The organism is Clostridium formicaceticum, from assembly GCF_001854185.1.
Classification (GTDB): Bacteria; Bacillota; Clostridia; order Peptostreptococcales; family Natronincolaceae; genus Andreesenella; species Andreesenella formicacetica.
Genome location: NZ_CP017603.1, coordinates 4128006 through 4142103, shown reverse-complemented (window position 1 = coordinate 4142103; position 14098 = coordinate 4128006). Strand labels below are relative to the sequence as shown.

17 protein-coding genes are annotated in these 14098 nt (G+C 33.8%); 15 read left to right on the top strand and 2 right to left on the bottom strand.

Annotated elements, in window-relative coordinates; genetic code table 11:
* Positions 1–3 precede the first annotated feature (3 nt).
* The 11 genes from BJL90_RS19305 (at position 4) to BJL90_RS19255 (ending at position 8989) form a co-directional block, all read left to right on the top strand.
* Entirely contained in the window at positions 4–1476 is a 1473-nt protein-coding gene (locus BJL90_RS19305) for a polysaccharide deacetylase family protein (protein WP_070972021.1), read from the top strand.
* Positions 1477–1715: 239 nt separating this feature from the next.
* On the top strand, positions 1716–2102 hold the full coding sequence (locus BJL90_RS19300) for a BlaI/MecI/CopY family transcriptional regulator (protein WP_070972018.1): 387 nt from the start codon (positions 1716–1718) through the stop codon (positions 2100–2102).
* A 30-nt stretch (positions 2103–2132) separates the two neighbouring features.
* Positions 2133–3596, top strand: a complete 1464-nt coding sequence (locus BJL90_RS19295) for a BlaR1 family beta-lactam sensor/signal transducer (RefSeq protein ID WP_070972015.1) — start codon at positions 2133–2135, stop codon at positions 3594–3596.
* Between the two features lie 39 nt (positions 3597–3635).
* The gene (locus BJL90_RS19290; RefSeq protein WP_070972012.1) at positions 3636–3836 is read left to right on the top strand and encodes a hypothetical protein; all 201 of its coding nucleotides are present in this window, start codon (positions 3636–3638) and stop codon (positions 3834–3836) included.
* Positions 3802–4335, top strand: coding sequence for an LCP family protein (locus BJL90_RS19285; RefSeq protein ID WP_070972009.1), 534 nt, complete (start codon positions 3802–3804; stop codon positions 4333–4335). Before BJL90_RS19290 ends, BJL90_RS19285 begins: the two co-directional genes overlap by 35 nt.
* A 140-nt stretch (positions 4336–4475) precedes the next feature.
* Positions 4476–6161 (top strand): MASE3 domain-containing protein, encoded by a 1686-nt coding sequence (locus BJL90_RS19280; protein ID WP_070972004.1) that lies wholly within the window; start codon positions 4476–4478, stop codon positions 6159–6161.
* A gap of 302 nt (positions 6162–6463) precedes the next feature.
* Positions 6464–6655, top strand: coding sequence for a twin-arginine translocase TatA/TatE family subunit (locus BJL90_RS19275; RefSeq protein ID WP_070972002.1), 192 nt, complete (start codon positions 6464–6466; stop codon positions 6653–6655).
* Between the two features lie 20 nt (positions 6656–6675).
* Positions 6676–7386, top strand: coding sequence for a twin-arginine translocase subunit TatC (tatC, locus tag BJL90_RS19270; RefSeq protein ID WP_070972000.1), 711 nt, complete (start codon positions 6676–6678; stop codon positions 7384–7386).
* A gap of 127 nt (positions 7387–7513) precedes the next feature.
* Complete coding sequence (locus BJL90_RS19265; protein ID WP_205684251.1) at positions 7514–8212, top strand: YeeE/YedE thiosulfate transporter family protein; 699 nt, start codon at positions 7514–7516, stop codon at positions 8210–8212.
* Positions 8213–8222: 10 nt separating this feature from the next.
* Positions 8223–8450, top strand: coding sequence for a sulfurtransferase TusA family protein (locus BJL90_RS19260; protein WP_070971997.1), 228 nt, complete (start codon positions 8223–8225; stop codon positions 8448–8450).
* Positions 8447–8989: a YeeE/YedE thiosulfate transporter family protein gene (locus BJL90_RS19255; protein WP_335617860.1), complete on the top strand. Its 543-nt coding sequence runs from the start codon at positions 8447–8449 to the stop codon at positions 8987–8989. The genes BJL90_RS19260 and BJL90_RS19255 overlap by 4 nt, the downstream gene beginning before the upstream one ends.
* 39 nt (positions 8990–9028) lie before the next feature.
* Here BJL90_RS19255 and BJL90_RS19250 read toward each other — a convergent pair whose 3' ends face one another.
* On the bottom strand, positions 9029–9919 hold the full coding sequence (locus BJL90_RS19250) for a LysR family transcriptional regulator (protein ID WP_070971991.1): 891 nt from the start codon (positions 9917–9919) through the stop codon (positions 9029–9031).
* Between the two features lie 325 nt (positions 9920–10244).
* On the opposite strand from BJL90_RS19250, the gene BJL90_RS22885 reads away from it, so the two are divergent.
* The 4 genes from BJL90_RS22885 (at position 10245) to BJL90_RS19230 (ending at position 12202) form a co-directional block, all read left to right on the top strand.
* Entirely contained in the window at positions 10245–10499 is a 255-nt protein-coding gene (locus BJL90_RS22885; protein ID WP_070971988.1) for a hypothetical protein, read from the top strand.
* Positions 10500–10502: 3 nt separating this feature from the next.
* A complete protein-coding gene (locus BJL90_RS22880) occupies positions 10503–10922 on the top strand; it encodes a C-GCAxxG-C-C family (seleno)protein (protein ID WP_257786417.1) in 420 nt (139 codons plus the stop codon).
* A gap of 139 nt (positions 10923–11061) precedes the next feature.
* Complete coding sequence (locus tag BJL90_RS19235; protein WP_070971982.1) at positions 11062–11439, top strand: FMN-binding protein; 378 nt, start codon at positions 11062–11064, stop codon at positions 11437–11439.
* A 205-nt stretch (positions 11440–11644) separates the two neighbouring features.
* The gene (locus BJL90_RS19230) at positions 11645–12202 is read left to right on the top strand and encodes a nitroreductase family protein (protein WP_070971979.1); all 558 of its coding nucleotides are present in this window, start codon (positions 11645–11647) and stop codon (positions 12200–12202) included.
* 88 nt (positions 12203–12290) lie between these two features.
* Here the strand turns inward: BJL90_RS19230 and BJL90_RS19225 are convergent, their stop codons facing one another.
* Entirely contained in the window at positions 12291–13355 is a 1065-nt protein-coding gene (locus tag BJL90_RS19225) for an XdhC family protein (protein WP_070971976.1), read from the bottom strand.
* Between the last annotated feature and the right edge of the window lie 743 nt (positions 13356–14098).

The following is a 14098-nucleotide window of genomic DNA, read 5'->3' as shown; positions in this document are numbered from 1 at the left end:
TATATGATTAAAACTAAACTGCTTGTAATCCTGATGGTTTTATCTTTTATCTTTACGTCATGTCATCGAGGATCTATGGTGAAGACAGAGAATCCTGCAGGTGAAAATACAGCTGTTGCTGTGGAGGAGGAAAGAACTTCCTCCTTTCAACCTGTTCTTCCAAGGAAATACCTTTATGTAAATGGTATTGAAATTGCGTCAAGGGAGTATACAAAAGAGTTTCCAAGCTACAATATATGGGTGAGCTGTCCTGAGATAAAAGGGCTCTTGGATAAAAGTGTTCAGGATAAAATCAATAAGGAGTTATGGGGAGAGGCTCAAAAATTTATTGATAAACCTCTTCCTATAACAAACAGAGAATCTTCAGAGTTAAATACACCAACACAAAAAATTGAAAAATGGTGGGGTTTTTCTGTAATTGCCAACTATAACAATGTTTTGGCAATGAATATTCATTATAGTGAAATCCTTAGTGATGAGGAATATGAAGATAAAATCCTCACTTATTTGTATGATTTAAGAACAGGTAATAAGCTTGGTATAAAAGATCTGTTTGTAGATGGTGCCGACGGAATTGAAATGATTAATGAAAGGGTGGTTCAGTATATATTAAGGAATCATCTTGAGGAAGAAATTCTTAGTAGACCTTTCCAAGGCATTGATGAAAATCAACCCTTCTACATATCTGACAGTATGCTGATGATTGTATTTGACGAAAGAAACAGTGAATTTGTTGATACTAGACAGTATATTACCATTCCTTTCAAAGACTTTAATGGTGCCATTGCTGTTTATGATAAATATTTTGTTGGTGCAGGTGGCGTTTATGAAAAAGAAAAACTGCGTAAGAAGTTGCTTCCCAATCCAATTGAAATAAAAAACAGTTTTATTCAGGAAGAAAAGCCTCAGTACAGAATTATGATTCAGACAATGGTGCTGGAAGGTCTATCAAACGAGATGGTGGAAAAGAAATTAAATGCTTTATTTGGAGAATTGGATGTGGCGGATTTCAAAGAAAAAGCCATGAAACGCTATCAAGATTCTCCTAAGAAACAAGTGTCAGCAGAAAGAAGCAGGTATTTGAATATTGCTGCCAATGTAGGGGGTCTATTATGTGTTGTAAGCTATGATGTGACTTTTTTTGACGGCCGTAGAACATCAGAAGAAAGGAAATATTATTGCTTTGACATAGAGACGGGGCAGGAACTGGGTCTAAAAGATTTATTTAAGAAAGAAGTTGACTACAAGAAAATAATAAAAGAAAGTATTTTAACCCAGATAGACGATATAAAGCTGCTTGATTCAGAGTTGCAAGATCTAGATAGCGCAATTGACAATGCGGATTTTTTCTTTGATGAATATAATATGCATATCCTTTTAAGGTCAGGTGGACTGAACCCTGATGTTCAAAATGTGTGGCAATTCTATATACCCTTTGAAGCGTTTAGAGAAGAGGGTTTAATGATTTTTCAGTAAAATATTAGGACTAAAAAAGTCAGGTTCTTCATCATCAAAAAGAGCCTGATTTTTTAGGATGCTTTACGTAGTAGAAATGGGAGGATGGATGAAATTAATTTGAAAAAACAAAAAATATATTGACAAAATTAGATTACAATTGTAATCTATTATAACCTTTAACCAAATTATAAGTAAAATATTGATAGCAGCATTAGAAAAGAAAGAATATACAATAATGATCTAAGGAGGAGGCTATTATGAAGACAGTACCACGAATACCAGAAGCGGAATGGGAAGTGATGAAAATAATTTGGGCACATTCCCCTATTACTGCAAATGACGTTATAGAAAAGCTAGAAGGCGTTGTAACATGGAAGCCTAAGACGGTTAAAACTCTTCTGGGCAGGTTGGTTAAGAAAAAAGTTATTTCCTTTTACAAAGAAGGCAGAACCTATATTTATTTTCCTTTAGTGATGGAGAAAGAATGTATAAAGGCAGAAACTCAATCTTTTCTCCAAAGGGTATATGGCGGTGGGCTTCAAGTTATGTTGGCTAATTTTTTAGAAAACCATGATTTAACAAAAGAAGAAATTCAAGAGTTAAAAGAAATTTTAGATAAAAAAAAGCATGTTAAAAAGGGGTAGATACTATGAAGCCTTCAGGTTTCGTTTTTTATGCATAGGATATTGTTTGTAATTTGGATAGTTGGTGTAATCATTGCGTTTGTTTATATAATGAGACGAAATATAAAATTTTCAGCAAGTTTAAAAAAGTACACCGATGTAGAGAATCCCCGCTTATTACAGCTGTTTGAAAGGTGTAAAGTTTTTTTTGGTATAAAAAAAGATATAAAGCTTATACAAACCAATGAAATTTATTCTCCAGCTTTTGTTTGTATGATACGTCCTTATATTTTATTGCCTGCAAATATTATGGAAAAACTTAGCGAAGAAGAAATAGAATATGTTTTATTACATGAGTTAACCCACTATAAAAACAGGGATGTGTATATTAATTGGATTACATGTTTTTTTAAAATACTACATTGGTTTAACCCTATTATATGGTATGGGTTTTATCATATGCAACAGGATTGTGAAATAGCTTGTGATCATTCTGTACTTTCCTATTTAGAAGCCCATGAGTATAGTGATTATGGTAGGACAATTATAAGGGTTCTGGAAACATTTCCTTCTCCTGCTGTTGCCTCTTTTATTAAGGGTATTGGTAGTACTGGTGACTGTATCAGAAGAAGAATTTACTCTATTGTGGATTTTAAAAAAGATAATAGAAAGATAAAGTTAAAAGAATTAGTAGTATCTTTCTTTATAGGATGTGCTTTGCTAACAAGTCCCAAAACCACTTCTAACATGACTGTTTTTTCACAAGAGGTGGATTTAACACAAGAAATAGTACAAGAGGATCTGAGTAAATATTTTAAAGGATATGAAGGAACCTTTGTTATGTTAGATATCAAGAAAGGGCAGTATTATATTTTTAATGAAGAAATGAGCAATAAGAAAGCATCTCCCTTCTCAACATTTAAAATTGTTAGTGCTTTAATAGGTCTTGAAACTGGGGAAATAGAGGATGAAAATACAGTTATAAAATGGGATGGAATAAATTATCCCTTCGAAGATTGGAATAGGGATCATACCTTGGCATCAGCCTTCCAGCACTCTACAAACTGGTATTTTCAGAAGGCTAATCAACAAGTGACACTGAGGGAAATGCGGGAATATATAAATACATTGAATTATGGCAACAAAAAGGTAGAGGGGGATGTGAATACCTTTTGGTTTGGAGGAAGTTTAGAAATTTCTGCTTTTCAGCAGGTGGAGTTTCTTAAGAACTTTTACACCTATGCAATGCCTTTTTCTTCTGAAAATATTGATAGTGTAAAAAAGGCAATACAGCTAGGTAGTAATGAAGGTAGTATTTTATATGGGAAAACTGGCACCTCAATGATAAATAATAAAAGCATTCTTGGATGGTTTATAGGGTATGTGGAAAGAGGCAGTGATGTATACATTTTTGCAACAAGAATTGAAGGAGAGGATGAGGCCAATGGCTACAGTGCTAGGAATATAACATTTAAAATATTAGAAGACAAGAAAATCTTTACGATAAATTTATAAAAGCTATTTTTTAATTCAATAGGCCAAGGGATTATACATTTGCCTGCTCCTAGAGGAGAAATTCGGGATAGATATGGAAAACTACTGGCGGGCAATCGCCCAAGCTTTACTGTTCAAATGATGAAAAATGAAATTGTTGATGAAAAAATAGATGAAGTTGCTTTAAATACTATAAATATATTAGAGAAAAATGGAGATAAGTACAATGATGAATTTCCAATTATGCTTACTAGACTTTGAAGGGTTCATTGAATTGGTAGATTTAATGGGTGGCATAGAAGTTGAAGTAAAAAGAAGAATGGAATATGATGATCCAATTGATGGCACAAATATTCGATTAACGCCGGGACAACAGATTCTCGATGGAAAAAACGCTTTAGACTTTGTGCGTTTTCGCCAAAGTAATGATGGAAGACATGCAAGTGACTATGATCGCATGGAACGACAGCAACAGGCGCTTCAGTCTTTGGCGGGAAAAATAACACCACTTAGGGTATTAACGAAACTAAACGATATGATGAATATACTAGGGGACAATGTAACAACCTCCCTTACAGCAAAGGAATTAGAAGCACTCATTAAAATATTCGCTTCATTTGACCCGGAAAATTTACAAACCACTTCTTTACAGGGGGAAGGTTATTATCATAATGGAGCTTGGTATGAAAAAATTCCTCAAGGAGAAATAGAGAGAATTAAAACAATGATGGAGGACTTTCTTGATATATCTCATCAATGAAACAAAGATCCTAGAGAGGATCTTTGTTTCATTTGCATAACAAAGATGTATAGAAGAAAATGGAAATCTAAAGAGGATTAACAATATTTATGGCGAAATATATAGAATAAGAAAATATAAAAAATGAAGGTGAAAAATAAATGCTAACATTAAAAAAAGACAGGAAGATCCATATAGATAAAAACTATGTAATCTTATCCTTAGTTTGGTTAGGATTGCTGATTTTATTTCAATTAGTAGGAATATATGGAGAAAAATGGTACGTTATTTTTGAAACGCAATCTTTTTTATACTATCATACTTTTTTAGAATTTTTCACCATTGTGATTTATTTTGCCATTTTTATTATTACCTATTATACTTATTCTAAAAATAGAAGGGCTAGATTGATTATAATGTTTTGCACCTTTTTCATCGTTGGTTTTATAGACTTTTTTCATACCATGACCTATAGTGGTATGCCTGGTTTTTTTACAGAAGCTTCTATTCCTATAGCAACTACCTATTGGATGATAGGCCGATTGATCTTTGCTATGGGACTGTTAGGCGCGGCTCTGGTTCCTGTTCATAAAGAGGTCATTCATAATAGACTTTATTATGTATTAGGAAGTATAGGGATAATCTTTTTTATCTTTTATCTTGTTTCATACCATATAAATATTTTCCCTGCGATGTTTATCGAAGGGCAAGGATTAACTGCATTAAAAATAGCATTGGAATATGTTGTTATGGCTCTTTTAGGGATAGCCATATTGGTATTTTTAAAGGACTATAGAAATACTAAGAATGTTATCTTTATACAAATGGCAGTTGGCTTGTCTTTTGGGTTTTTTTCTGAAGCTTCCTTTACTTTATACTCTAATGTACATGATAGTTACAATATGGTGGGACATATCTATAAGGTGATTAGCTCTTATTTTGTTTTTAGAGCTATATTTATTAAAAATTTGGATTCTCCTTATATAAAATTAAGTTGTGCTACAGAGAAAATTAAAAAATATGCAGAGAATCTAGAAAAATTGGTGCAGGAAAGGACAAAAGCCCTTGAAGATGCTAATGAAAAGATTATAAAGGATTTACAATATGCCAGACGAATTCAACAATCATTACTCCCTCCCAAAACATTAAACTTAGGCAATGTGACTTTTGCCTCTGAATTTATTCCTTGCCAAAATGTGAGTGGGGATTTTTATGATATATATGAGATTGATGATGAAAATATAGGCATTTATATTGCAGATGTCGCTGGACATGGGCCTTCCGCCGCTATGATGACCATCTTCACAGAACGGGTAGTTGCCCACAAAAACAATAATTTTGTTAAAAATGAAATGCTAAGTTGTCAGAAGACTCTATTACATCTTTATAATGAATTTAATAAATCAAACTTTCCTGTTGAAATGCACATAGCTATTTTAAATGGGATATATAATAAAACCACGGGTGTTTTCTCTTACTGCTCTGCTGGAATGAATACTGCGCCAATTTTGATTCGCAGCTCAGGTAAGATGGAGATGTTGGATAAAAGTCAAGGTTTTCCTATATGTAAATTAGGAGGAGTATTTGTACCAGAGTATCTAGAAGCTCAAATTCAATTAAAAGCAGGAGATCGCATCATTTTTTACACAGACGGTCTCATCGGAAATTTTAGTAGCAATACCTTTTTTCGAGAGGAAACCTTGGAGGAAATATTACATAGAAATAATAGCAACAGTGCTGTGGAGTTGAGAAAAGACATTAATCGGGAAATTCGCTCAATAGCTAAAACAAAGTTTATTGATGATGATATTACCTTCGTAATCATGGATGTTAGTGATAATTATTAGAAATACAGATGATGAGGTATATACTTCTTCTTCAATGGAAGAGAAAATCTTTATCCTTGCTATAAATATTGTTTATATTCTATAAAGGTTCATTTATACGAGGATAAAAGAAAAAAAGTTCTGAAACTTGTAAACCACGAAAAATAGAGGATGTCATGAAGATTTATGAAGAAAGTAGAGAGAACACATGATCGAAAATTAACAAATAGTTAGAATATTCAGACTAGTATCTACTGACGAATTCTAAGAAAAATGATATAATTTTATCAAACCTATAAGAAATATTTAAGGAGGAATGTATAGTGTTTGGTAAATTAGGTGCACCAGAATTAATATTGATATTAGCTATAGCGCTTGTGGTTTTTGGACCGAATAAACTTCCTGAAATAGGAAAAGCTTTAGGAAAAAGTATCAAGGAATTTAAAGTCCATACCAGCAATATAACTTCAGAGATTACTAGTGAAGCTGATAAAAAAAATCAAGATGAAGCATAAGTTAAGCTGGTGATGATGAGATGGATGAAAAGAGACTTACGCTAGTAGGACATTTAGAAGAGTTAAGAAGAAGAACAATCATTATTTTACTGGTTGTAATTATAGGGGCAGTTGCTAGCTATTTTTATATTGATATCCTTGTTGACTTTATCATACAGCCGGTTGAAGATTTAAACTTTATTTACTTGAGTCCAGCAGATTTATTTTTAGCCTATGTTAAAATAGCACTGGTTTCAGGAATAATCCTTACCTTGCCAATAATACTCTATCATATATGGCGATTCGTACTGCCTGGGGTGACTTTAAAGCAAAAGATTTATGTTGTACTGGCAAATTTTATGTCCATGATTTTCTTTATTGGTGGTGCTGCTTTTGCTTATTGTTTAATCCTTCCTCTCACGATTCAGTTTTTTACAAAAATGTCTCGACAAGAAATTAAACCTCTGTTTTCTTTTGCAAGTTATGTTGGTTTTATGAGTTCAATATTATTATCCTTTGGGGTCACCTTTCAACTGCCTATATTAGTTATGCTTTTAACGCAATTCAATTTAATCACACCAACATTTTTGAAAAAATCTAGAAAAGTTTTTATACTATTAATATTTATTATAGCGGCTATACTTACGCCACCGGATATAGTTTCACAGGTTTTACTAGCAGCACCCATGCTAGTATTATTGGAGCTAAGTATTACTGTTTCGTCACTTATCTACAAAAAAAAGAAAGCATAGATTTGTTTTATACATAAAGCACCTTCATAAATGGGTGCTTTTGTGTGATATAATTAATTAATATTAATTATATTAAATGATTTTATTGTTCGTGTTATCAGAAGCTTAACTCAGGGAGGGGGATTGCATGACATCTAGTAGAATTGAGGCCTTAAAAAAACAAAGGCAAATGGAGACTAGGAAAAAGAACAATCAAATACCCTTTGCTGTTTTGGGGACGATTATGGCGATCATGATGTATTTTATGCTTATCCGATATCAATTTTCTTTAAGCAGTTTTTGGATGATTGGTATTTTATTAGGAATGACCATGCAGCGTTCTAGATTTTGTTTTGCTGCTAGTTTTAGAGATCCTATTATGATGGGAAGTACTTCTCTTTTGAAGGCTGTGCTTTTAGCTTTTATGGTATCAACTGTGGGATTCTTCATTATACAATATAAGACGGTGGGTTCGAATCCTAATTATCTGCTTACAGCAGTTCCAGGACAGTTGAGTCCTGTGGGAATTCATACTGCTATTGGAGCAATTTTGTTTGGGGTAGGTATGGTGATGGCGGGAGGTTGTGTCTCAGGATCACTTATGAGGTTAGGAGAAGGCTATATGATGCAGTTGGTTGCTTTGATAGGCTTTATTATTGGTAGTATCCTTGGTGCAAGCCATTTTTCTTTCTGGGATAAAGTATTGATAGCTAAGGCTTCAACCGTATACCTTCCTAAATATTTGGGATTATTCCCTTCACTGATTTTACAATTAATATTACTTTGTGTTTTATATTATATTGCCGATTGGTATGACAAAAAGAACAATATGATGAGAAATAGGTAGGAGGAGGATCATGGCAGAGTACAAATTGGATTGTTTATATGAAGCGTGTCCAATCCCCTTGCTAAAAGCGTTAAAGCAGTTAGGGAAAATGGAGATTGGTGATATTTTAATTATGCATACAGACCATAACTGCTCTATTGCTAATGTCGTTGAATGGACGAAAAAACAAGGACATTATATTGACTATATTGAGATTGCAGAAGGTGAGTGGGAGATTTATATTGAAAAAGCTAGATAATCCTGAAAGAGAAGGAGAAGAATATGAGGCTGTATGACAAAATATTAAAAGAACCTTGGCCCTATTGGGTAGGCGGGATTTTATTAGCAGTGTTAAATACTTGTCTGTTGTTTATCACTGGCTCCGCTTGGGGTGTTACTAGAGGATTATTATACTGGGGAGGATTCACACTGGAGAAACTGAGATTTGATCCTGCTAATTGGTATTATTTTAATGTTTATCATCATGGATTAAAGGAAAGGTATAGTTTTCTAGTCAATCCTCATACAGTGCTAAACACTGCAGTTGTGCTAGGTGCTTTTTTAGCAGTTTTATGGGCAAATCAGTTTAAGTGGAAGAAAATTAAAAATCTGAAACAATTTTTTTTCGCCCTAACTGGAGGAATCCTGATGGGTTATGGCACAAGACTAAGCTTTGGTTGCAATATTGGCGCCTACTTTAGTGCAATTCCATCCTTCTCATTACATGGCTGGGTTTTTGCTGTTTTCATGTTTGTTGGGGCTTGGTTAGGCAGTAAAATATTATTTAAGTCCTTTTAAAAAAAGCAGCTTCTAAGATAATCTTAGAAGCTGCTTTTTTTAGCAAAATCCACGTTTAGAGGACTTAATAAAATCAATAAACTCACTTTCGAAGCTGGCAAATTGGTGATCTTGTCGATAGGCTATATAAAAATCACTTTTCATAGGAATATTTTCAATTTCTATTTCCCGCAAAATTCCATCCCTCAGCTCTCTTTTGATGGTTAATTCAGGAATAAAGGAAATGCCTTTACCTGATAGAACAGAGGTTTTTATAGCTTCCATAGAATTTAATTCATAAATAATATTTAAATCAGAAATTTTTATATGATGAGGTTTTAAATGTTGTTGTACGGTTGCCCTTGTTCCAGAACCTTCTTCCCTAAATATTAGTGGAAGCATTTTGAGTTCATTTGCTGTAATTCTATTTTTTAAAAAAGGCAAAGAAGTAACAAGAATCAGCCTGTCAGTGGTTATCTTTTCGGTTTTTATATTTTTTCTTTCCATATAGCTGTGAAGGATGCCTATATTGATTGTTCTATCAGAAAGATTGTTCATAACTTCCTCTGAATTCATAATATTATAGTTTATATTTATATCCCTGTGATCTTGCTTATAGATATAAATACTACAGGGAAGTGCATACTCGCCCACAGCTTTACAGGAACCGACCAATAAATCCTTCCTATTGGTTTTAAGACTGGCTAAATCTCGTTCAATATTGTCTTGCATAGAAAGAATCGTATTAGCATAGTCGAAAACCACCGTCCCTGCCTCTGTAAGTTCTACCCCCTTGTTACTTCTAGTAAGAAGAGTAACGCCAAGATCTTTTTCAAGAGATTGAATTTGCATACTAAGACCTGGCTGGGTTAAGTGGAGTTCCTTTGCTGCCTTGGAAATGCTATTTAGCTGTACTGTAACATAGAAAGCCTTTAAATATTGAAGGTTCATAAGTTTTTCTCCCCCAGAGAAATTGTATGTTTATTGGAAACATCACTAATGAGTACTTAATAGTAGGTTCAATGATAAAACTTGTTATTAATTCTAATAATCATTATATCATGAAATATCTTTTGTGGTAAATCGAATTGGTTTTGAAGGTGAATTGTTGTTAATTATTAAACGAATATAAATCATTATTATATATCATAAACAACTCTTATTATTGATATAAGTTAAACTATATTATAATTATTATATAAGGAAAGTAATTATTCGCAGGTGGTGTAGTGTTAACTTATTATCATTTTAAGGTATAAAGGAGGAGAAGGAATCAATGACCATTGAAAAGAAGGAAAAAGAAATATCAAGGAAGGATTTTTTAAAGGGTGTAGGAGCATCCATTGCTGGCGTAACGCTTCTTGGTGGTGTTGGAGGTATTTTGACTGCCTGTTCAGATCAAACGACAGCTGAAGTACAAACAACTGTAGAGGCAAAGGGAAAACCCGAATGGCCTTTTCCTTATGCAAAACTCGATGCTGATAAGGCGGCTGAAAGAGCGTACCATGCCTACTTGTCAAAAGGTGGCTGAGGTATTGGTGTATCCGAAGGGTTCTTCGGTTCATTGGCAGACGAGGTAGGCTATCCATTTAACCAAATACCACCTGAAGCATTTATTAATGCAGCTGCAGGTTATGCGGGGCAGGCAAGCCTTTGTGGTTCATTAGGTGTAGCTGCAGCATGTATAGGTACAGTATGCGATGCAGATACTCAAAAAAAGTTAGTAGGAGATCTATGGAATTGGTACAAGGAATATCCATTCCCACAAATACAGCCAGCTGAGTTAGGTTTAGCTACTACTGTTGCTGAGTCGGTATTATGTGCTGATTCAGTGGGGAAATTTATGGATGCTCAAGGCTGTGGATTTGGCGATACAGAACGTAAAGAGCGCTGTGCCGGTGTTGCAGCAGGAATTGTTAAGAAAACGATTGAAATGTTAAATGAAACATTGTAAGCACTTAAAGCAGAAAAGATCATCAAAAAACTTCAGGAATAGCAATAAGGCTGAGATATTCCACAGCTTTATTGCTATTCCTTAGAAGATAAATAATCTTATAAATATTTCATGGTAAAAGAATCAGGAGGGATTAGAGATGAAAAAGAAATTAGTTTTATTAGTAATTCCAATGTTGATAAGTGTACTAGTATCAGGATGTGGGGAAAAAGGCGTAGCTGCTAATGAAGAATCCGCCGTTGGAATATATAGGGATGGTGTATATGAAGGCACTGGCAAAGGATTTAAGGAGGATATTAAACTAAGTGTAAAAGTAGAAGATGGTAAGATTACAGAGATTAAAATAGTAGAAATGAATGAAACAGGTAGTATTGGAGATGTAGCTGTAGAGGAAGTGATTGAAAAGATTATTGAACTTCAGTCTACAGAGGTGGACGTAGTCTCGGGAGCAACTGGATCAAGTAAAGGAACGATAGAAGCTGTTGAAGCAGCACTTGGTTTAAGAGAAGCTAAGTAATAAAACTTATAGTATCAGTGAAAAAGAATTCAAGAATTAGCTTGAATTCTTTTTTTACTTTTGAAATCAAAACTACCTTTTTGGGGGCGGTAATGATGCGTGTAAGTAGGGAAGAGGGATGTATTATTTTGCTTATTGGCATAGAATATGTTATTCTAAGGTAGGAAAACATTGGTAAAAAATTCAAAATTAAAGGAGTGAAATTATGAATATTTTAGATTGTATCAATGAAAAACGCAGCGTTCGTGCCTACACCGACCAACAAGTGTCTAACGAAACAATTCATCAATTGCTGACATTAGGTACGAAAGCCTCTACAGGTTCAAATGAGCAGCCATGGGGTTTTGTGGTTATTCAAGGAAAAGAGGAGATTCAAAAGCTTTCAGAGGATACCAAGACTTATTTATTAAGAAACCTTGATGCTTACCCCTATTTAAAGCAATACGAAAGCTGGTTACTTAATCCAACCTATAGCGTATTTAATCATGCTTCTACACTTATTGCAATTTACGGAAATACAAAATCCCATTGGTATCTCTATGACTGTTCTTTGGCGGCAGGGAATATTATGCTGGCTGCACATAGTATGGGCATTGGGACTTGCTGGATTGGTTTTGCTGAACATACCCTTAATACTAAAGAGTTTAAGGAAAAATACCGTGTACCATCAGAGTACGAGCTTGTCTGTCCTATGACAATAGGCTATATGAAATCAAAACTGACTTCGCCTGAAAGAAAAGTTCCGGAAGTTTTTAATTGGTAGCAAAGCAACCACTCCATGTAGAAGTGGTTGCAGAGGAAGGATAATCTGTACTGCATCAAAACTACAGTACGGATATCCTTATAATATTCTAAAAGACTTCTACAAGTACCTCCATCACCCCACCACATACCATGCCTTCAGATTCTGCCACATCACCGGTCATATCAACATGTTCAATGAAAAATCCCCTGTCCATCATTATTTCTCTTGCTTTAGCTAAGACACCTGCCTCGCTGCAGCCTCCACCAATGCTTCCAATAGTTCTTCCATCAAAGTACGCCACCATTTTAGCACCAGCTTTTCTTGGAACAGATCCTTTAGAGGATAATATTGTTATAAGTGCTTTGGGGATGGATGATTTTTCAGATATCTTTTCCATCACTTCTCCATCAAATTCGGGAAGGACAAAGTTTTTGCCGAACTTCCTTAAAATACCTTTGTTTTTACAACTGATAAGTTGAGATACGATGGAAATCGCTATTTCATCGGGGGTAATAGCAGCTATATCCAATCCTATAGGAGAATGAACCAAATCCAGTTTATCTTTAGCAAATCCTTCCCTCAGTAATTCTTTCATCATAGCATCTACTCTGCGCTTTGATCCGATCATTCCCATATAACTAAGGTCATAGTTTAAAACCTCTCGTAAAACCACACCATCATGTCTATGTCCCCTTGTTACAATGACCACATAATCAGATTGTCTTAGATTTATAGAGGAAAAGGACTTTTCAAAGTTTTCGCAAATCACGTTTTCAGCTTCAGGAAAACGATCTGCATTGGCGAAGGAGGGTCTATCATCTACAACAGTAACAGAGAAGCCTATTCTTGAAGCAAATTCTGATAAAGGCTTGGCTATATGTCCGCCACCAAAGACAATCAAACGGGGGTTTGGAAGAAATGGTTCGATTAAAATAGCTTTATTTTCCTCGACATTGACCATTTCAAGCTTTCCAGTCTCTAAAGAAAGAGATATTATTTCATAAACATCATCACAAAAAGGAAAAGATTTGTTTTTAATATTTTCACTGGTTAAAAGAATCTTTTTTTCAATAGAACCTTTTTGATCATTATGTACATCTAGATAAGTTAACATGACACATGAATTACCTTCATTCACTTTTGATAGCAATGCTTTGTATAAATTTTGCATATTTTATCACCCTCCACACGCAATATTTTTTTAATACTGTACAAAATCATATCTACTGTTGTACTTAAGGGCACGAAATGATCTACTATCCTAGCATGTTAAGGTTTATATTTTGCAGATAAAAACGGTAAGTATTATTTCGAATAAATAAAATAATAAAGTAGTTTTAGATCTTTTCTTAATTTAGTACGTTAAGTAGTCTTGCTATTTGAAGTAAGTAATGCAGAATATGACATATAAATACATTATATTTTAAATTTTGCATATAGTCTACTAATATGATCAACTATATTGGATTTTCAGCAGGATAGTAAACAATTACAGAATGAAGTACTGTAGGATGCAGATATATAGATTGTATCTTTTTTAGGATAACAAAAAGAAAAGATGAAATAAAGATGTAAAGGATAAATTCGGCTACAATTTAGTGGGAGTAAAAACTCCCCCTGAATTGTAGCCGAATTTTATAGTTAAGTCTATCGAAATCCAGAACATGAATGGTTTTTAAATAGAGTGCTAAATAGATCTTAGGTTGTCACCCAATAATATTGTTTAAATATTCATTATTTTTTATTTATTTTATTGATTTTTCATTAGAGGATATATATAATATAACATAACAAAACATTATATAAATAGATTAAAACCTTTACTTGTTTAAGTTGAGTTATGTTATGTCTATTTATAATAATTCACACCTAGACAATGTGCATAAAAATCTTAATAAGGAGATGATAACCTTC